At 37.8% G+C, this 20,839-nt stretch carries 20 protein-coding genes; 4 read left to right on the top strand and 16 right to left on the bottom strand.

What is annotated here, in order from left to right; translation table 11 throughout:
- Positions 1-5: 5 nt before the first annotated feature.
- The 8 genes from ACTQ5J_RS07315 to ACTQ5J_RS07280 form a co-directional block, all read right to left on the bottom strand.
- Complete coding sequence (locus ACTQ5J_RS07315) at positions 6-806, bottom strand: SDR family oxidoreductase (RefSeq protein WP_441751941.1); 801 nt, start codon at positions 804-806, stop codon at positions 6-8.
- 486 nt (positions 807-1,292) lie between these two features.
- Positions 1,293-1,931 (bottom strand): 3-keto-L-gulonate-6-phosphate decarboxylase UlaD, encoded by a 639-nt coding sequence (locus ACTQ5J_RS07310; RefSeq protein WP_441751939.1) that lies wholly within the window; start codon positions 1,929-1,931, stop codon positions 1,293-1,295.
- Positions 1,932-1,953: 22 nt separating this feature from the next.
- Entirely contained in the window at positions 1,954-2,862 is a 909-nt protein-coding gene (locus tag ACTQ5J_RS07305; RefSeq protein WP_441751937.1) for an NADP(+)-dependent, decarboxylating phosphogluconate dehydrogenase, read from the bottom strand.
- Positions 2,863-2,889: 27 nt separating this feature from the next.
- Positions 2,890-3,285, bottom strand: a complete 396-nt coding sequence (locus ACTQ5J_RS07300) for a PTS sugar transporter subunit IIA (RefSeq protein ID WP_441751935.1) — start codon at positions 3,283-3,285, stop codon at positions 2,890-2,892.
- Positions 3,282-4,280 (bottom strand): D-isomer specific 2-hydroxyacid dehydrogenase family protein, encoded by a 999-nt coding sequence (locus tag ACTQ5J_RS07295; protein ID WP_441751933.1) that lies wholly within the window; start codon positions 4,278-4,280, stop codon positions 3,282-3,284. The genes ACTQ5J_RS07300 and ACTQ5J_RS07295 overlap by 4 nt, the downstream gene beginning before the upstream one ends.
- Complete coding sequence (locus tag ACTQ5J_RS07290) at positions 4,280-4,765, bottom strand: PTS system mannose/fructose/N-acetylgalactosamine-transporter subunit IIB (protein WP_441751931.1); 486 nt, start codon at positions 4,763-4,765, stop codon at positions 4,280-4,282. Before ACTQ5J_RS07290 ends, ACTQ5J_RS07295 begins: the two co-directional genes overlap by 1 nt.
- A 36-nt stretch (positions 4,766-4,801) precedes the next feature.
- Complete coding sequence (locus ACTQ5J_RS07285; RefSeq protein ID WP_441751929.1) at positions 4,802-5,656, bottom strand: PTS system mannose/fructose/sorbose family transporter subunit IID; 855 nt, start codon at positions 5,654-5,656, stop codon at positions 4,802-4,804.
- A gap of 27 nt (positions 5,657-5,683) precedes the next feature.
- Positions 5,684-6,445, bottom strand: coding sequence for a PTS mannose/fructose/sorbose/N-acetylgalactosamine transporter subunit IIC (locus tag ACTQ5J_RS07280; protein ID WP_441751927.1), 762 nt, complete (start codon positions 6,443-6,445; stop codon positions 5,684-5,686).
- Positions 6,446-6,802: 357 nt separating this feature from the next.
- On the opposite strand from ACTQ5J_RS07280, the gene ACTQ5J_RS07275 reads away from it, so the two are divergent.
- Together ACTQ5J_RS07275 and araD are read left to right on the top strand one after the other, a co-directional pair.
- Positions 6,803-7,660: an L-ribulose-5-phosphate 3-epimerase gene (locus ACTQ5J_RS07275; RefSeq protein WP_441751925.1), complete on the top strand. Its 858-nt coding sequence runs from the start codon at positions 6,803-6,805 to the stop codon at positions 7,658-7,660.
- The gene (gene araD / locus ACTQ5J_RS07270; protein ID WP_441751923.1) at positions 7,650-8,363 is read left to right on the top strand and encodes an L-ribulose-5-phosphate 4-epimerase AraD; all 714 of its coding nucleotides are present in this window, start codon (positions 7,650-7,652) and stop codon (positions 8,361-8,363) included. Before ACTQ5J_RS07275 ends, araD begins: the two co-directional genes overlap by 11 nt.
- Positions 8,364-8,497: 134 nt before the next feature.
- Here araD and ACTQ5J_RS07265 read toward each other — a convergent pair whose 3' ends face one another.
- A complete protein-coding gene (locus ACTQ5J_RS07265; protein WP_441751921.1) occupies positions 8,498-9,193 on the bottom strand; it encodes an HAD family hydrolase in 696 nt (231 codons plus the stop codon).
- Between the two features lie 151 nt (positions 9,194-9,344).
- Here ACTQ5J_RS07265 and ACTQ5J_RS07260 point away from each other — a divergent pair, with 151 nt between their 5' ends.
- The gene (locus ACTQ5J_RS07260; RefSeq protein ID WP_441751919.1) at positions 9,345-10,226 is read left to right on the top strand and encodes a MurR/RpiR family transcriptional regulator; all 882 of its coding nucleotides are present in this window, start codon (positions 9,345-9,347) and stop codon (positions 10,224-10,226) included.
- A gap of 161 nt (positions 10,227-10,387) precedes the next feature.
- On the opposite strand, the gene ACTQ5J_RS07255 is transcribed toward ACTQ5J_RS07260, so the two are convergent.
- Positions 10,388-11,089: an SDR family oxidoreductase gene (locus tag ACTQ5J_RS07255; protein ID WP_441751917.1), complete on the bottom strand. Its 702-nt coding sequence runs from the start codon at positions 11,087-11,089 to the stop codon at positions 10,388-10,390.
- 253 nt (positions 11,090-11,342) lie between these two features.
- On the opposite strand from ACTQ5J_RS07255, the gene ACTQ5J_RS07250 reads away from it, so the two are divergent.
- Positions 11,343-12,434, top strand: coding sequence for an RtcB family protein (locus tag ACTQ5J_RS07250; protein ID WP_441751914.1), 1,092 nt, complete (start codon positions 11,343-11,345; stop codon positions 12,432-12,434).
- A gap of 187 nt (positions 12,435-12,621) precedes the next feature.
- On the opposite strand, the gene ACTQ5J_RS07245 is transcribed toward ACTQ5J_RS07250, so the two are convergent.
- The 6 genes from ACTQ5J_RS07245 to ACTQ5J_RS07220 form a co-directional block, all read right to left on the bottom strand.
- A complete protein-coding gene (locus ACTQ5J_RS07245; RefSeq protein ID WP_441751913.1) occupies positions 12,622-13,641 on the bottom strand; it encodes an ABC transporter permease subunit in 1,020 nt (339 codons plus the stop codon).
- A 1-nt stretch (position 13,642) separates the two neighbouring features.
- Positions 13,643-14,713, bottom strand: a complete 1,071-nt coding sequence (locus ACTQ5J_RS07240; RefSeq protein ID WP_441751911.1) for an ABC transporter permease — start codon at positions 14,711-14,713, stop codon at positions 13,643-13,645.
- Positions 14,700-16,232: a sugar ABC transporter ATP-binding protein gene (locus tag ACTQ5J_RS07235; RefSeq protein ID WP_441751909.1), complete on the bottom strand. Its 1,533-nt coding sequence runs from the start codon at positions 16,230-16,232 to the stop codon at positions 14,700-14,702. Before ACTQ5J_RS07235 ends, ACTQ5J_RS07240 begins: the two co-directional genes overlap by 14 nt.
- Positions 16,233-16,345: 113 nt before the next feature.
- A complete protein-coding gene (locus tag ACTQ5J_RS07230) occupies positions 16,346-17,323 on the bottom strand; it encodes an ABC transporter substrate-binding protein (RefSeq protein ID WP_441751907.1) in 978 nt (325 codons plus the stop codon).
- A 141-nt stretch (positions 17,324-17,464) separates the two neighbouring features.
- Complete coding sequence (locus ACTQ5J_RS07225; RefSeq protein ID WP_441751905.1) at positions 17,465-18,913, bottom strand: sensor histidine kinase; 1,449 nt, start codon at positions 18,911-18,913, stop codon at positions 17,465-17,467.
- Positions 18,914-20,638, bottom strand: coding sequence for a response regulator transcription factor (locus tag ACTQ5J_RS07220; RefSeq protein WP_441751903.1), 1,725 nt, complete (start codon positions 20,636-20,638; stop codon positions 18,914-18,916).
- Between the last annotated feature and the right edge of the window lie 201 nt (positions 20,639-20,839).

Raw genomic sequence — 20,839 nt, 5'->3', positions numbered from 1 at the left:
ACTTCCTATCCTCTGGTTTTTCCTCCTGCTACGTTAATCGTCACACCCGTGATATAGCTTGAGCGCTCTGATAATAAATAACACACAGCATCTGCCACTTCGCTTAACTTACCGCTACGGCCTAGAGGAATGGTACTTGTTTTACTGTAACCTTCTCTTAATTGCTCCACTGTAATGCTACGAGTGTATGCTAAGGCTTCTTCGTAAGCTAATGTTCTTAGTCCTGTTTCTTCCATGATACCTGGTGCTAAACCAACCACACGGACATTTGACTTACCTAATTCCTTAGCCCAAGAACGTGTGAAACTATAGGTTGCAGCTTTTGTTGCAGCATAACAACTTTGTCCTTCAGATCCTTCTAAACCAGATTCTGAGCCCATGTTGATAATGACACCACGTTTGTTTTCAGCTAATACACGTCCAACTGCTTGCGCAACTAGATATAAGCCTTTTTGATTGATCGCAATCATCTTGTCGAAAATCAAATCATTCAATTCGTACTTGCTGTGACTTTCTTTTGTGTCTACTAGTAGAGCTGGGATATTAATGCCTGCGTTATTGACAACACCGTCGATTGTGCCAAACGTTTCAACCGCTTTTGCTACACCGTTTTCTACAGATTCTCTCGATGTGACGTCTACATTAACAAATAAATAATTGTCGTGAGCTATGTCGCTTTCAGAAATGTCAAAGTTTACTACTTTAACCCCTACTTCTAATAATCCTTCTACCACACTACGTCCAATTCCAGATGATCCCCCAGTGACCACTGCTACTTTTCCTTCGAGTCCTAGCCAACTTTCCATGCTATGTCCCCTCTCTTATATTTATTAACTAGAGTATACTAAGCCACTTGCATAGCGTTAAGTCAGTTATTTTTACCGGAAGTAAAATTCTACTGGTCTAAGTCTAAAAAGAAGGCATAAAGAAATAATGATTAAATAAACTAATAGATATATCTAAATTATGCTGTTTACACTATTTGAAAACAAAAAGAAACAGCGGTTTTATGCATCATAACATGCTTCACCGCTGTTTCTAGTAACTTTTAAAATTTTTAATTATTTTTCTTGGTAAACTTCGTTTTTAGTAATTCACCGAATTCAATCCAAACAAGTCAACCGAATAGCTTAATCGACTATTCGGTTTTAAATCTCGACCTGATCGACATTTAATGGATTACGTATGCTCTTACTTTTAACTAACATAGCTCATGTTTGAAGTTCATTAGATGCTAAACGCAAAAGACAGTATCCATATGAACACTGTCTTTTGCTTCTATAATTATTTATTTAACCCCATAATTCTTCAATCTTATTCTTAAAGTCATTAGCTGCTTTCACAGGGTCTGGAGCTTGTGTAATTCCTCGTCCAGTGATGAACGTATAGACATCTACGCCCTTGAATAATTCTAAGGTCTCAACATCTAAACCGCCTGTTACGGATACCTTAAAGCCCATCTCAATCAGTTTTTTAACTTTATTTAAATCTTTTTCGCCCCAACTTCCACCTGCTAATAATGCATCTCGACTTTGGTGATAAATCGCTTGGTCGATTCCTGCATCTAACCATTCTTGTGCTTGCTCATACGTCCAATCACCATAAAGTTCTACTTGAACTTGATCAATTTCTTTTGCCGCAGCTTCCATTGTTGCAACTGCTGCAGAACAAATACAAGTCATATAATCTGCACCTGCATTTTTTAAGTTTTGAGCTACGGTTCCACCAGCATCCGCACATTTTGGATCAGCTACAATTTCTTTATCGGGATATAACGCTCTAAAACATTTAACTGCTTCATCTCCTGCTTGAAGTAACAATACAGTTCCAACTTCTAAGATATCTACAATATCTCCTACAGCTTTAATATCCGATAATGCGCTTGGTAAATCATTATGATCACAAGCAATTTGTAATTTTGGTAATGACATTATTTTTTCCCCCTAATTATATTTATGATTTTGGTGAGTAACCGCCCACTCCTGCTCTAATTGCAGAAACGACTTTCCCACTAAATGATTGATCATCTTGTACACCACGATGACGCATTGCTAATGCAGAGAAGATTGCAGGTACCGGCACATCCATATCCATAGCTTCAGTAATAACCCAATTTGTAGACTTAGAGCCCTTAATATGACCACTATAGTTATCTAAATGATTATCATTAGCAAATGCATCTGCAATTATCCCAAGCACCCAGCTTCTAATAACCGATGAACTATTTAATGCGGCAGTCACTTCAGCCAAGTCGTAATCAAATTCAGATTTCTCTAATATTTCTAAACCTTCTCCATATGCTTGCTGAATTCCGTAATAAATTGCATTATGAACTAACTTTAAGAAATGTCCACTTCCTACTTTTCCAGTGTAAACATAGCCGTTTTCTTCAGAAATTGAAGCAAATAGTGGCTCAAGAGATTCGTAAACTTTTCTCTCTCCGCCGATCATTAAACTGGCACCATTTCTTGCTCCCGCAATACCTCCAGATGTTCCAACATCCATGAAGTATGCGCCTTTTTCTTTTAATAAGTCCCCATTTCGCATACTATCATGATGATTTGAGTTTCCTCCTTCAATAACAACATCGTTCTCTTCCGCTTTTTCAGCCAAACGTTTTACAGTTGCATTTGTTATATTTCCCGGAGGTAACATCAACCAGAACACACGATATTCTTCATCTCTTAACGCATCGTTCATAAAAGCATCAAAATCTGTTGTTGCTTTTATATTTAATTCTTGGCTAATTTTCGTAACATTTTCTTCACTAACATCAAAGACCGAAACCTCATGTCCGTTGTCCAACATGTTTTGAACTAATGGATAACCCATTTTTCCAATTCCAATTACGTTTAGTTTCATTTTAAAGTTGACCTCTTTCTAACATCTTTATTTTTCCCAGCCAGAAACACTTTGACTCGCAGAGTCTAATATGTGCTTATAAAGTTGGTCTAAATCCATCATCCCTCTGTTAGCTATTGCTTCTATTAATAAAGGTAGGTTCATTCCTGAAATCACTTTATATTTTTCAGAGTCAATATCTCTTGAATTTATTAAAGAGGTATTATAAGGTGATGCACCGAACATATCCACGAAAATCAATACACCTTTATCTGACATAATGCTTTCTGTAGTTGCCTTAACTTCTTCACGAAATTCTTCTATACCTTGTCCACGTTTCAATTCATTAGAAACCACATTTTCTGTATCACCAATAATCATATCAGCAGAATCAATTAGTCCTGCACTTAATTTCCCATGTGAAATAACTTGAATCCCAATCACTTTGGAACTACCCCCTTGTTAATAATCTCAATTGGTTCTTTACCAGAAACAACTAATTCAACATCTTCAACACACTTATCTCCCATTGCTTTAAGGCTTAAGTCTGTATACGCACCGATATGTGGTGTTAGAATGTTATATTCGAAATCTTTGAGAGGATTATCTGCAGTTATTGGTTCAGTTGCAAATACATCTGTAGCATAAGACCTAACTTTCCCGCTTCTAAGTGCGTCTGCTAGTTCATTTTCTACAACCAATTCTCCTCTGGCCGTATTAGCAATCATGACACCATCTTTCATTTTAGAAAACTCTTCTTTTCCTAAAATATTATATGATGATTCTGTAATGGCCGCATTTAAAGATATAACATCTGAGGTCGTTAACAATTCTTCTAGTTCAACCTTAATTGCTCCGTGCTCTTTCATCTTTTCTGCTGATACATTAGGATCATACGCAATAACTCTTGTTCCAAAGCCATTGTGAATTATCTCAGATACTCTACTGCCAATATTTCCTAATCCAATAATCCCTAACGTCTGCGCATGCAGTTCAGTTCCATAGAAATCCGCTTTTTTACTCCAATTATCTGTCTTCAAAGCACGATCAGCTGGTACCACATGTCTGATTAAAGACATAATGAACGCTACTGACAATTCTGCTACCGTGTCTCGTTCATAGTCTCCTACGATTTTCGTTACATAAACACCGTGTTCAGTAGCGGCATCGATATCAATATTGTTAAAACCTAAGCCATGTCGACTAATCATCTTTAAATTTGGTGAGTTCTCGAAAAATTCTCTAGGAAATTTAGGCGTTACACTTGGTATTAGATATTCATATTGTTTTAGTAAATTAGCTAGTTCTAGAGGTTCAATATTAGGATCAATATCTCGATAAAAATCAACGCCACCAACCGCCTCAAGTCTTTCAATTTGCTCTGGGAAATACCTTCCAAAACTCCTCGAATTAATTACAGCAATTTTATTTTGTGACATTAATATTTCACCTCATTTAATTTCTTCTTACTTGCGCTAGGCATTGTCTGGAAGAATATATCCATGTTATGCTCACTAGCTAAAGAATTTAATTTATTAAATTCATCTTCTGTCAAAGCTACTGAATCAGCAACAAATTTGTTATCAGGAGTTTTTGGTGATCCGCCTAAATTTAGTAAATCAAAAGGAACACCTGCATTACGTGTTTCGTATGCATGATTCACATCTTTGAATAACAGCATTACTTTGTCTGATCCAAATTGGTTATCATTCCATTCTTTGACAACTTCATCAACAGTATAAATTTTTATTCCAAATGAATATGTATTTTGCAAGTTTGTATAAATCATTTTCATGAAATCATCATTTGCAGTCGGGTTATCAACGATATAAATATTATTGATACCTACACTGTTTGACCAACCTGTTGCAACTTGCCCATGAATTAATCTTCCATCTACTCTTGCGAATTTAGCTTGTACCATAATTCCACTTCCTATCCTTTTTATTTAAACTGCGTTCTATAAAACGCCAATCCATGCTAAACCACCAACAATAACTGTAACCCAGCCAATTGCTTGTAATGGTTTCAATCCTTTTTTCTCAAAGTAAAAATATACACCCATGATTATTGCTAAAGGCAGCAAACCTGGAATCATACCATCTAAAATTTCTTGAATAGACCAAGAGTTCCCTTCAATTGCCACTACCCAAGATGAGCTTAATTTAACAAACGACGACCCGATAATCCCTGTCATAAACACCCCTAATAATGACAATGCATTAACGTAGGTGCTCATCATACCGCCACCAAGTAATTCAGCTGCTGCTTGACGTCCTAGGTTATATCCCATTCTGGTAAAGAACAACCCTTCAGCATAAGTGTAAGCAATAAAGATTATTCCTGGTAATACCGCACCTAGCCAATTTCCGGATAGTGCTAACGGTAAAAACAAAGAGATAAAAATGTAATGTAACGTTCCATTTGTAATTGAATCACCAATACCTGCTAGAGGGCCAAACAAAGCCACTTTAGTATTTTCAATAACATCGCCTGTAATAGTGACCTCGCCGCCGGCATCTAACTCTCTTTTTCGTTCTTCTTCTAAAGATGCTGATATACCTAATATCGATGCACACCATGAAAACTGACCATTAAAGAAGTTTAACGCTCTCTTCTTAGCCTCTAAAAATTGTTCATCATTATCCCCGTAAATTTTCTTTAAGGAAGGATACATTCCATAGAAGTAAGCTGGCCCGATTCCACGCTCATATGTTCTCATCGTTTCATGCGATAACCACCATCTAGTAAACATTTTTGTTAAATCTTTATTTGTTAACAATTTTTGATCTTTATTTTCAGTTGAAATTCCCATCTTGATTCCTCCTCGTAAATAATTAAATTATGCTTTCTTTGCTTCAGTAATGACCAATGAGTAAACTCCTGCAATTAATACACCGATAATTGCCCATGTAACTGTCGAAACCCCTAATGGTGCAAGCATAAATCTTAAGAAGTAAGCGATAAAGAAGAACCAAAGATATTCTTTTTTACCGATGATTCGTAATAATAAAGCAATACCTACAGCACCCAACGCTCCACCAACTGTTTCTAATACGTGGAAGAATGTCCCACCTTCTAACCCTTGAACATATCCCGCTACAATATCAGCGCCAAAGTAAAGTGCAATAAAAATGATTGGTGCATGAACAAGTAATGAAACGATTTGTGGAACTATAAACGTAGCAAAAGTAAGTTGTTTCTCATTTCCGCTGTTTGAAACTTTTTCTAGATATCTTAATGGGAATGAATTTCCAAATTGTTTCAATTGGTATAAATACCCTCCTAGGATCCCTACCGGAATTGCAACGGCTACTGCCGCTTCAGGTGATAATCCACTCATAATTGTTAAAGGTACTGCAATCGAAGCAGCAATGTTTGGTTCAGTTGGCATTTGTCCACCTGGTGCCACTTGCCCCATAGTAATTAATTGAATCGTCGCTCCAGTGATAACAGCAGTTGGTATATCGCCTAATACAATCCCGCAAATCAAACTCGTCATTAATGGTGAGAATCTCCAGTGCAGTGTAACTGCACCTCCCCATAAACGACCTTGGACTAGTGATACCCATACTGCAATTGCAAGTGCTTGAAATATTGTCATGTTACACACTCCTATTTTTTTTATATTAAACTAAACACGAAACCTCAAAATGATACCCCTTACATTAACATTAAAAAAAATATCTTCTACCTCTCCTACCTCTCCTACCTCTCCTACCACTTTGAATAACTCCCGACAAAGAATTAAAAAAAGTTTTTTTCTTAAATTCTTTATTAACTAATTTTTATTATAGCATTGAATTTTACCTTGTCAATGCTATAATAAAAATAAATGTTAGGAGGTGTCTTTTTAATCATTTTTATTTAAAACGCTTACTTGTTACCAAACTTATAATTATATTAACTACTTATAGTTATGATAACGCATTATTTAAAATGAAACTTAGGGGGAAAAACATTGACAACTATCGGTATTTATGAAAAAGCACTACCAAAAAATATTAGCTGGTTTGAAAGATTATCACTCGCAAAGGAGCTTGGTTTTGATTTTGTAGAGATGTCTATTGATGAAACAGATGAAAGAATCTCTAGATTAGATTGGTCATCTGAAGAAAAAAATGATGTTTATAAAGCTATTATCGAAACTGACGTAAAAATATTTTCAATTTGTTTAAGTGCACATAGACGTTTTCCATTTGGATCAAGCGATCCAAAAATAAGATCTAAAGCACTAGAGATTATGGATAAGGCCATCAATTTAGCATCCGATCTTGGTATCCGTAATATCCAATTAGCGGGATACGATGTTTATTATGAAGATAAAACTGACTTATCAAGAGAGTTCTTCATCGAAAATCTCATCAAAGCTACAAATATGGCCGCTGCTAAACAAGTCATGCTATCAATAGAAATTATGGACGACCCATTCATTAATTCGTTAACAAAATTTAAAAAAATTAAAGAACAGATTCCATCCCCATGGTTACAAGCCTATCCGGATATTGGTAATATTTCTGCTTGGCCTGAAAATAACTTAGGATATGAATTGGAGAGTGGACTAGAGAATATCGTTGCTGTTCATGTTAAAGATACTATCAATGTTAGTGCAGATTTTCCCGGTAAATTTAAAGAGGTCCCATGGGGTAAGGGAAATGTTGATTTTCTGTCAGCATTTAAAACATTGAAACGTCTAGGCTATCAAGGAGCCTTTATGATTGAAATGTGGAGCGAAACCGAAGATAATCCTAAATCTGCAATTAAGGAAGCACAAGAGTTTATTTATCCAATTTTTAAGGAGGCAGGTTATGACATTTAATAATACAATTATCAAAGAAATGAAGGACCGTGTATTTAAAGGGAATCTTCAATTACCAAAATGGGGATTAGTTACATTAACTTGGGGAAATGTCAGTGAAATAAATCGTGATTTAGGGGTTGTTGTTATCAAACCTAGCGGTGTAGATTACGATGTAATGAAAGCTGAAGATATGGTTGTAACCGATTTAAACGGAAATCTTGTTGAGGAGAATAGCTTAAAACCTTCTTCTGATTTAGCGACACACATTAAATTATATAATGAGTTCAAGGATATTGTGTCTGTGGTTCATACTCATAGTAATAACGCTGTTTCTTGGGCCCAGTCAGGTATAGATTTACCTGTCTATGGTACGACCCATGCCGATACATTTTTTGGTCCAGTTCCTAACACTAGACAACTAACTAAAAAAGAAGTCGAAGAAGCATACGAGCTAAATACTGGTAAAGTTATTGTTGAAACGTTTCGAGAACGCGAAATTGATGAAAACGCAGTACCTGGTGTGTTAGTGAATGGACATGGTCCGTTTACTTGGGGACCTACGGTTGCTAAAGCAATTGAGAACAGCTTAGTTTTAGATCAAGTATGTTTAATGGCTCGAAACACTGAATTGACTAAAAAAGACAATGAATTACCTCAGTACATTTTAGATAAACATTACTATCGTAAACATGGTGCAAATGCTTATTATGGTCAAAAGTAATAAGAATTGATTCATCTCTGAATAATCACACATTTTAATTAATAATTACACATTGCTATCAAAAATAACCAAACACTCTGAAATATACTGATTAAACTTCAGATATTTCAGAGTGTTTTTTTGATAATAACTTTCTAGTATTTATTCATTTTCGGATTAATGTTGTTAATAACCCTAACTTCATTTAAAACTTCGCTCAAATTATTTTTTATTGTCACATGTTTTTTTATCAAAAGACCATCTGCTTTCATTGGTCTATAAGGCACCAAAAATACAGGCAATTCAGCTTCAACAGCTGCCGACATCCCTGTAACACTATCTTCAATAACTACAGTTTCGTTATTATTTGAATCTAGTTCATCTAAAGTCCTAAGATATATTTCAGGATTAGGTTTAGTTTTTTCAACTTGATCACCAAACAACAAATTAGTAAAGTAGTGACTCAACTCAAGTTTCTTTAAAATCATTAATCCTTTTTCCCGATGTGTAGATGTAGCTAAATTTATCGTGATTTTTTCTTTATTTAAAAATTCAAGCAACTCTAGTGCAAAAGGCATCGTTTTTAAGTTCCCTTTCATTAACTGCTCATAGAAATATTCTTCTCGTATTTCTCTAAGTTCTAATGCAAATTTATAATCTCCAACTATTTCTGCAATTTGCTTTGTTGAGGCATTTACGCTTAACCCTCCCCAGCCTTCTATAATTTGATTACTTATATCAATGCCATATTTATCAAATGCCTTACGCCAGCCTTTTTCATAAATAACATCTGAATCTATTAAAGTTCCATCTAAATCAAATATAACGTTTTTTACTTTATCAAGTTTCATTTTATTCATCACCTTTTCATCGTCACTAATATGCATATGAGATTATCATTCACATCTAAATTAATCAAATTTCATTTATAATTTTTATAAATAAATTTTTTTTAATTACTTTTTAAATAAAACGTGTATAATAGAAAGTGGGGTGGATATTATGAAAAAAGGATTTTTAAAACTATTAATACGAAATAACCTTCATCTTTTTAGTAAAACTGATAAGAAACTTGCGGATTATTTCCTAGAATTAAACGAAGAACTTGTAAATAAAACCATTGCTAATCTATCAACCGAGACTGACATATCACAAACAACCATCTTTAACTTTGTTAAGAAGCTTGGTTTTGAAGGTTTTCAAGACTTCAAAATAACTTTAGCCACTAACATTATATCTGATGATAAAAAAGAATCAGAGAATTCCATAAACATTTATTCTGATATAACTAGCCAAGATAGCGCTAGTCAAATTGCTGATAAAATTATAAACTTCAATAAGAACTCTCTTGATACGTTAAAAGAAACTCTGGACCGTGAGAAATTAGAAAATGTAATTAATTTACTATCTGATATAGAGAATATACACTTTTATGGTTTAGGTGGTTCCTCGATTGTTGCATATGATTCCTTTCATAAATTTATGAGGTCAAAATATAATTGCGATTATATTATTGATTATCACTTGCAACTAGGCTATAGTGCTAAGCTAAAAAAGAATGACGCCGTCTTTTTATTCTCCCATTCTGGTTACTCAATTGAAGCTATAAATATAGCTAAACAAATTAACAAAAGCGAAGCAACATTAATCACATTAACCGGGAATCCAGGTAGTGAATTAGTTAGCTATGCGGATGAAAGTTTGATAGTTATATCAGAAGAATCTAAATTTAGATCAGAAAGTTTGTCTTCCAGAATCCTATATTTAACAGTAATGGATATTATAAATACAGCGATCATGTATAAAGATGAAATAGAAAACCAAGCCTCTTTTGATATGTTACGCGATGCCTTAGCAGTCACAAGAACTGATAAAATCAAATAATTGTGAAGTGTATTCAAACAAATAAAGAGCTTAGTTAAACTGAATTTCTTGTTTAACTAAGCTCTTTAATATTCTTTTGTTTATCGAAACCTTCAGCTCTCAACTTTATTCCATTACTTTATCCAAAAAAACAGACCGATGAAACCTCTTATCTAATCTTTTTAATCGACAATTCGGTTTTTAATTACAACTTGATCAACATTTAAATTAGTACGCATCATCGCATTCGCCATAATAATATCTGCCACGTCTTCTGGATCCATCAACTTCCCAATCGAATCGCGCTCATAAATGCCGTCCCAAAAATCAGTCTTCATCCCGCCCATATAAGCCCCTAATACACGGATGGTTGTATCAGCCAGTTCAACCAATAAACTTTCGGTAAATCCTCTGACTCCAAACTTACTCGCACAGTAAACTGCCTCAGTATCCTTACCTTCTAAACCTGCCGTGGAAATCACATTGATAATCGTTCCACTATTACGTTCACGCATCGATGGAATCACTTCTTGCGTACAATAAATCGTTCCCTTTAAGTTAATATCAATCATTTGATCAATCTGATCGGCTGTAATAAGTTCCGCTTTGTCAAAATAACCCACACCAGCATTATTGACTAAGAGATCGATTTGTCCATGTTCTTCTAAGATCTCACTAAACACTTCTGACACTTGACCACGCTTGGAAACATCCAAGGAATAAGTCGAATGATTGGCTAATTCATACTTGGTAATCACTTCTTTTAATGTTTCTATACGGCGACCAATCAAACAAATATGATAATCCAATGCCGCAAATCGTTTCACTAACGACGCACCTAAACCTGTTCCTGCTCCTGTAATAACGACAACTTTCTTAGTCATTTAAATCCCTCCAATTGATGTTAACAATGCTCGCATTCATTTATGTCACTAGCATACGCCAATCCCACCAAAAGAACAAATGCCATCTCCCATTTGCCTAGCTGTTTTCTATGCTCCAGATTATTACAACATGTTGTCAGTTCCCCAAATCATTGTCGGACTGGTAAAGCTACTGTCAACGCTTCATGCTTTTTCTTTTTAAGCTATAATGAATAAGAGATAGCTGGACAAATTCTGGAAAAGGAGTAAGGACATGAAAATTGAAGGTAAATATAATACTGCACGAGTGATGACCGATACACTTGAAACTGAAACCCGTGAACAAATCCGAGGTTTTCTGAACGAATCTTTTACCGAAGGTGAACAAGTAGTCATCATGCCGGATACACACGCCGGAAAAGGAGCAGTCATTGGCACCACGATGACCATCACCAATGGACAAATATGCCCGAATCTGGTCGGAGTTGATATCGGTTGTGGTATTCACTTAGCACAAATCAAAACGCGTCAGACATTAACTAAACAAGAACTCAAACGGCTAGACGAAGTCATCAAACGCCATGTGCCTCATGGTTCAGGTGTCAATCGCCAACCTGTCAAAACTGACATCGACTTAAATGAATTAACCTTTCAACCGAAAAATGCGAATCGCATCCGGCAATCCGTTGGCTCGCTTGGGGGTGGCAATCACTTTATTGAAGTCAGCCGTATGGCAGAGGGCTATGGCTTGATGGTCCATTCAGGTTCAAGAGGGTTAGGCTTCCAAGTAGCCAACCATCATCAACGAATTGCTGAGGAAACAACGGGTCACTTAGTACAACATAAAGACTTGGCCTACTTAGAAGGCGACCTCTTGGCTGATTACTTGCATGATATGAGAATAGCTCAACACTATGCAAAACTAAACCGCTCAACTATGTTAGAACGAATTGCTCGCCATATGGGCTGGCAACTCGATTCGATCGTTGATTCTGTTCATAATTATATCGGCGAAGACGGCATTCTTCGTAAAGGTGCGACCGATGCAAGAGATGGTCAATTAGTCATTATTCCTATCAATATGCGTGACGGAGCCATTCTTGGCCGGGGTCTGGGAAATGCAGACTGGAATCATAGTGCCCCGCACGGCGCCGGACGCCTGATGTCACGAACGACCGCCAAGCACAGCATTCCCCTTAAAGTATTTAAACAACAAATGGAAGGTATTTATAGTACATCAGTCAACCAAAAGACGATTGATGAAGCACCAGATGCCTACAAACCCCTGTCTCAGATTATGGAAAACCTCCATCAAACCATCGACGTTGTCGAACGATTAACGCCGATTTATAACTTTAAAGCTTGAATTATTAGTATAAATTTTCACCACAACTTATTGCCTACACAATGCGCTTATAACAATCTTGTGTAGGTTTTTTATGTCCTCAGCCAATGCGTAATCAAAAAGACAGCCCATAAGAGCTGTCCCCAGGAGAAATAAATTAAATGTGGTCATCTATACTCTACTAACCGAAAACTGACCACTAGACAAACTAACTTTTTTTACGTCGGCGTTTTCTGATCGCAATCGCGCTTTGTAAAACAATAAAGAAACAAAGTAATAGGGATAAGATAATTCGAACCCACCAACTAGATAAGGTTCCTTGAGTCGTTACTAAACTGGAAATCGTTCCTTTTATTAAGACTCCAAACATTGTCCCAATCGGATTACCGATACCTCCGGATAAAAGCGTCCCTCCAATAACTGCTGATGAGATCGCATCCATTTCTAAACCTTTCGCCTGTTCAACAAAACCTGCCCCACTGTTTAAACAGAAGAGGAAACCGCCAATCCCCGTCAAAAGACCTGACAAGGTATAGGTCAACATCTTAACCCTTTGGACACGTATTCCCATCATTAATGCACTTTGTGGATTGCCACCTATCGCATAGAGCTTACGTCCAAAACTTGTATACCGTAAGACTAAGAAAATAACAACGACGACCAGGATTGCGACAATCACAGTCGGATAGATATAAGCGGGTAAGTAGACCCCTTTCTTATTGACCGTCCCAAAAGGAAGGTAAATCTTGTTATTAGCCCAGGATAAAAAGATCTCATTCTTAATCGCAATCATTTCTGTACTGACGACTGCCGTCAGCCCTCTCGCTAAGAACATGCCGGCTAAAGTTACAATAAAGGGTTGGATCTTTAAGTAAGCCACTAAATACCCATGTAACATACCAAACAATAAACCAATCACCAAAGAACTCAAAACAGCTACATAAACACTTAAGCCGGAGACTTCCATTAAGTAAGCGGAGACCATAGAGATTAACGCCGTCACGGATCCTACCGAAATATCAATGCCACCTGTAATCATCACTAAGGTTAGGCCAGTTCCAATGACAATCAATCCAGCGTTCGAGATAAATAGGTTCAAGAACATTTGAGGTTTCGCAAAGCCTTTATCCGCAAATACGAACATCCCCATTAAATACATGACGGTAAATAATAAAATTGTAATCAGTAAGAGGAAGGTCGAATCATTGAGTTTCTTCTGCTTCTTCATCTTAAACCTCCCCCTGAACTTTACTTAATTTCTTTTGATTAGGTAACCATTGCTTTACCGATTGTTGGACCGTCTCACTTTGAGCGATGACAATTAATAAAACAACGATTGCTTTATAAACAGGTAAACGATCGGCGGAGACATTTAAAGAGTACAAGGTGGTCGTTAATGCTTGAATCGTATAGGCACCAATAATGGATCCCATCAAGCTAAATTTACCCCCACTTAGTAAGTTCCCACCTAATGCTACGGCTAGAATCGCGTCCATCTCAATATTAAGGCCAATATTATTCGCATCCGCCGAATAAATTCGACTAGAGGCAATAAAACCGGCGATTCCTGCTAGAAAACCATTTAATACAAAGGCAATGATTTTTATTCGCTGTTCGTTCAAGCCCACTAAACGGGCCGCACTGCTGTTCATGCCGACGCCTGCGATAAATAAACCTAGGGCCGTTTTCTTCAGAACAACAAACGCAATCAGCGCAACCACGGTTGAAATAATCATTGGCGTTGGAATCGGTACACCGGCGATATAGTTCCCCGCAACCTTATAAGCCTCGACACGTACATAAGTAATTTGTCCTTGCGTAATCAATTGCGCGATACCACGCCCAGCTGTATATAAAATCAAGGTGGCGACCATTGGTTGAATTCTCATCTTGGCAACTAAGAAACCATTAAAGGCACCACATAACATCCCAGCCAGCAGCCCTGCTGCCAGCGCCCAAATTATTGAATTTTGATACTCTGACACTGATACTTGGCCACCCGATAGAATTTGTGTGACAACTGCAGCTGTAACTGCCATCGTCGCCCCGACACTAATGTCTTGTCCACCAGAAGCCGCTGTTACGAGCGTCATACCTATGGCTAAAATGACTAATTCCGAAGCCCGGTTCATCACATCTATTAAGGAGCCATACAACACCCCATTATTAATCGTAATTGAGAAAAAACTTGGCGATAAGATAAAGTTAATCAGCATCATTAACAGGAGCGCCAGTATTGGTAAAAAGAGATGATGGGATGTCAGCTGTCTTAAACGAAACCCTTCTTTATGATTTACCATGTTGCTTCACCCCTCCTGCAATCGTCCAAATAATTGTTTCTTGATCTAATTGTTGATCGCTTAATTCGCCTACTTTTTCGCCATCACGCATCACTATCATCCGACTACATGTTCGAATCATTTCTTCGATTTCAGATGAGATAAAGATTATCGACATCCCTTTTGCAGCCAAATCAATCATTAACTTTTGAATTTCAGTCTTCGTTCCCACATCAATCCCACGCGTTGGTTCATCTAAAATCAGTAACTCTGGTTCAGTCAATAACCAACGACCTATAATAACTTTCTGTTGATTCCCACCTGATAATTGTTTAATCGGCGTTTCACGACTGGCCGTTTTAATTTGCAACAAGTCAATGTAACGATCCGCAAAGGCTTCTGTTTCCTTGCGACTAATTTGCTGGAAAATGCCTTGTTTCGTCTGCAAGGCAATTATGATATTCTCGCGAACTGATAAATCCTGAAAGATACCATCTTTCTTACGGTCTTCAGGTAAGTAAGCTATGCCACGCTTCATCGCATTAATCGGCGCCTTAAAGGTCAATTCCTGATTTTTCATCAACAACTTACCGCCATCTTGCGAATCCGCCCCAAAGATGGTTCGCACCAATTCACTACGCCCTGAACCTAACAAGCCAGTAATGCCAATCACTTCATGTGGATGTAAAGTTAAGTCAAATGGCTTGATTGAACCTGTACTATATAAACCCCTTGCTTCCAATAAAGTGTGGCTACTAATAACATCTTGTACGGCCTGTCCTTCTGCTTTGATTCGAGCTAGGTCATCAATGTCTTTCCCCATCATCTTCGCGACTAGTTCTGGCCTTGGTAACTCTTTCGTATCGTAAGCACCAACCAATTCACCATTTCTCAAGACAGTAATTCGGTCCGAGATTTCGTAAACTTGTTCCAAAAAGTGCGTCACAAAGACAATGCCTACTCCACGTTCTTTCAGTGCCGTCATTAAGCGAAACAACTTCTTCACTTCGTCATCATCTAAAGACGAGGTCGGCTCGTCCAATATCAAGACCTGGCACTCCATATCAACAGCCCGTGCGATAGCAATCATCTGTTGGATCCCGATTGAACAGTCACTTAACTGCTTATGCGCATCAATCTTAATGTCCAATTTCTTCAACAGTTCAGCAGCTAGTGCATTCATTTTCTTCCAATCAATCATGCCCCACTTACGAGGCTCCCTATCCAGAAATAAATTCTCCGCTACGCTTAAATTTGGCAGTAAATTGATTTCCTGGTAAACCGTTTGAATGCCACTGGTTTGCGCAGCTTTGGGGGAATCGAAAGAAACAGCCGTCGTTGCTTCGTTTAAATAGATTTCTCCTGAATCTTTTTCATAGACGCCTGTTAACACTTTGATTAGGGTTGATTTTCCAGCGCCATTCTCACCCATTAACGCATGAATTTCTCCTTTTCTTAATTCAAACTCTACGCCACTTAGCGCTTTAACCCCTGGAAAATTTTTATCAATTCCAGTCATTTTTAATACCGTTTCCTTCATAACATCCACCCACTTTTCTTGCCTCTGCTACCGACAACCGATCGATTAATAAACAAAGGAGCATCCGACGACATATCAGATACCCCAGATTTAATTGAACTTCCTATTCAGTCTTAATATTCGCGAGCGTCAATATCGTCTTGAGTAATTGTTGTCGCATCAAAGGTCATTTCTTCAACATAAGCTAACTTATCAACTTCTTCGCCAGCTTCTAACTGTTGAATCAAGGCATCTACACGCACCCCGTGAAGCGGATTACATTCCACGTTATAGTTAATTTTACCTTCTAAAGTAGCATCAAGCCCCGCACGAGTTGCATCAAAGGAGATGACCACAATATCGCCATCAACCCCAACTGTTTTACCAGCTGCTTCAATCGCATCGATCGCACCAAAAGCCATGTTGTCATTTTCTGCATACACGACATTAATATCATCATGTTGCTTCAAGATACTTTCCATTACTTCTTGACCTTTAGCTTGTGTAAATTCGCCTGTTTGTTGAGCAATAATTTCCCAACCTTCGTTAGCTTCAACACCTTCTTCTAGCCCTTCAGAACGACCAATTTGAGCAGATGATCCAATCGTTCCTTGTAAGTGAACAATCTTCAATTCTTCCGCTTGAGTTTCTTGCATCCACTCAACGGCCTTGTCACCTTCTAATTTAAAGTCAGATCCAACCCAAGCAGTAAACAGCGCGTCATCCGAGACATCAATCATACGGTCAACAATAATCACTGGAATGGCAGCATCTTGAGCTTCCTGTAAAACTGTATCCCAACCCGTTTCCGTAACCGGCGCTAGAACAATATAATCAACTTCTTGTTGAATAAAATTACGAATCGCTGTAATCTGATTCTCTTGTTTCTGTTGCGCGTCATCAAAAATCAAACGGTAACCATTCGCTTCAACGAATGTGTCTTGCATCGACTTAGTATTGGCTGTACGCCAATCTGATTCAGCCCCTACTTGAGAAAAACCAACAACGATTAGATCTTCAGCATGAACACTAGCAGGAAAGGCACCAAGAATGAATGATAAACCAAGGACGACTGAGACTAAGGTCATAAATCTTTTGACAATATTTTGCATATGAACACTCCTTGCTTTTATTGTTGAACGACTTGTTCATTTATATAATACAACTCAAACGCTTACATTAGTATGAATAATCATTGCCACAACATGACTTATTATTCTACAGTGACACACAATAGGTAAAATCTTTCGAAATTAATGACTTATCATTGGAAAACGCACCTGGACCTCAAACCACTCACCCTCAACCGAACGAAAAGACAAACCACTCCCCTGGCCAAAATAGAGCCGCAACCGTTGATGCACATTCATCAAACCTAATTGGTTCAAGCCATTCTCGCTCGTCACACTCCTAGCCAAGTCTTCCAATTGACTTTGACTAACCCCTACGCCATTATCCCAAACACGAATAACGATTTGTTCCTCTTCGTCAACTTCACCAGAAATGCGGATATGCCCTTTGCCACGCTTGAGTTTAATCCCATGATATAATGCATTCTCTACTAAGGGCTGTAAAGTCAATTTAGGAATTTGATAAGGATATAATGCTGGATCCAATTCAATGGAATACTCTAGTACATCGTTATAACGTATTGTTTGGATTTCCAAATAACTCTCAACTTGCTTCATTTCTGTTTCTAAAGTGATAATGTCTTTGCCATTACTTAAAGACGTTCGAAAGAACTCGCCTAGACTAGATACCATTTGAACGACTAATTCACTCTGCTTACTTTCAGCGAGCCAAATAATTGAGTCCAACGTATTATATAAAAAGTGCGGATTAATCTGTGCCTGCAATAATTCAAACTCCGTTTTTCTTAATAAGGCTTGCTCCTGCGTCATATCAAGCAACAGCTGTTCTAGTTGCTGGCTCATCAAATCGACCCCTTGATCCAACTCATTAAATTCCACATTATCCGTTTCAATGGGCGCACTCGAGAAATCGCCCGAACCGACTTGTTGTGTCTTATGAATCAACTGTTTAATCGGCGAGACCATCCGACTGGTAAAGCGAACGGTTGAACGAGTGAGCGCAAACATCACAAGTAAATAAGACAGAATACTCAAACCAACTAGCCAGAAGGTTCTTTGTTGGATGACTTTTTGAATATTGGCTAAAACTTGCAATTCATCCGATATATAATCATTCATATAAGTTTCAATTAAATCGGTAATAATATAAATGTTATTCTCCAATGAAATCATGCGTTCATCATAGCCTGATGTCTCAGATAATTCAATCATCACTTCATCCAAACGCGTCAACAAATTCAACATGCTTTGCAAGCGCCACTGGTTAGTCGAATCGGTGGTCGTTTCTTGCAGCCTGGCCACAATTTCAGAAGCTTGCACTATATCTTCTTGAGGGAGACTTTGATAATCTCTAGCTCCAACCACATAATAATACATTTCTAAATCAAGCTTATTCTTAAACTCGTTATTGAATTCGGCCGCTACGTTCGCATTCTGTAAAGAGGCATGATACTCACGATTGAAAAACATCATCATCACTAATAGAATAGCCATCATGACCGAAAACACTAATAGGCTCGAATAGGACCAGCGATTTAGTTGCTCTTTAAAAGACCGTCGTTTACCCTGGCGCTGAAATTTTACGCGCTTTTCTTGAAATGTTTCAGCCATTTAAATCACCCCTTTACGATAGTTACCTGGGGAGACATTATGATATCTTTTGAATAAACGACTAAAATAACTCACATCACGGTAGCCGACGGCCAAAGCAATTTCATAATGCGTTTGATTAGTCGTTCTAAGTAATATTCTTGCTTGCCCCATTCTGACTTCCGTCATAAATTCCGTCACCGTCTTACCTGTTTCTTGACTAAAAATCGTCGTAAAGTGAGCTGGGCTAATATTCACACTGTTCGCAATATCCGATAACCTTAAATCAACCTCACCATAATGTTGATAAATATAAGCACTCGCTTCCTGAATTACGTCATAATAACGACTCTTCCTATGCTGATGACGCGCTACTAATGCATCCTTCAAGGCTTCTTTTAAATAAGTAACCAATAATTCTTTCGACGGTTCGTGTTCAAAAGCTAGCGGCAATTTAATCGATTGTTCTAACGCGTCATCTAAAGTGTGATCCAATGCTTGGATAAAGACTTGCAGCGCCATATACGTACTCAAAAACATGTATTGAACGAACGCCCGGCTTTGCCATTGAGTCTCGGACACATCTTTTAAAATCCGCTCGATAAAAGCAGGAATTTCCTCAAGCCTTCCTTCCAGTAGAAACTCGCTCAGCACTTTAGAATCGGTCCATTCTAATGGTATGTTCTCAAAAGACAGATAATCTAAGTCAGTTTCCCCCCCTGCCCTTGTGTCACCTTGACCACTCACCTTAGTTTCATCTACCAAGACCGCTTGCGCTAGGCCAACGTCTTTCGTTGGCTTCTCAATTTTTAAGACCGAATTAATTCTAGGGGGATTATAAGAATAACTAATCTGCTGAGACTTGATCCGCCACCATTGTTCCAATAAGCGGTTGCGACCGATATTATAATACTCGGACACTTCGCTCAAACGGTCAAATGAATTCGTAGTCGCAATTAAAAAAACTAAATCATCATACTCTTGCTCGAAAAAACTTAGAATTTTAAACTCTGCCTCAAATGACCTTGCTTGAATTTCTTCATTGGCCGCCAACAAAAACACGGTCAATTCACTACTACTTTTATACTCAAATAAATTCGGAATCAACGTCAACGCCTCAATCATCTCTTGACGAATCCGCTCAATAATAGTCCAAGAAAAACCAGCCAATACACCCGGATCCTTCGGTTGAATCATGATTAGCACTAATTTATAATGATCTTTCAACACATCTAACTGCAAATGATTGGCCTGCTCAAGCAAAGAGAATACTTCCTTTGAACCCGTCATCAACTCCTCAAAGAATACACGTCGCTTCTGATTGAACGCTTCTTGCTGCAGTAAAGCCAGCGACGCCTCCCGTTCCACCATCTTTAATTTTTCCTCACGAATTTTCACCAACAACTCGGTCAACTGAGCCTTCGTAATCGGCTTTAACACATAATGCTCAACCCCAATATTAATCGCCTTTTGAGCATACTCAAACTCATCATAACCACTCAAGATAATAATTTTCGTATTCGGATAATGTTGCTTGATAATCCGACTCAAAGACAATCCATCCATGAAAGGCATCCGAATATCCGTAATCACTATATCAGGCTGCAAGTCCTGAATCATCGGCCAGGCCAACTCACCATCCGCCGCTTGCCCAATCACCTCAAACCCTAACTGATGCCACTCAACCAACTTCAACATCCCCTCGCGAATCAACTGCTCATCTTCTACAATAAATACTGTAAACATTCGCTTCTTCCCTTCATCTATATAAACTAATAGGCACACACTCTATCATTAATCATAAGCTTTTCACACAGTAAAAGAAAGCGTTTTAGGAAATGAACTCACCCCAGTAAAAAACACTCCTTTAGGGAAAATAAGTAACCGCTCCACCTAAACTAACCGAAATTTAACGCAGCGCCTTCCACCTCCCACACGATTAGCAGC

This window comes from Fundicoccus sp. Sow4_F4 (assembly GCF_052116145.1).
Lineage (GTDB): Bacteria > Bacillota > Bacilli > Lactobacillales > Aerococcaceae > Fundicoccus.
Note: the sequence above shows the minus strand (reverse complement) of the source record. Positions and strands in the feature narration are given on the sequence as shown.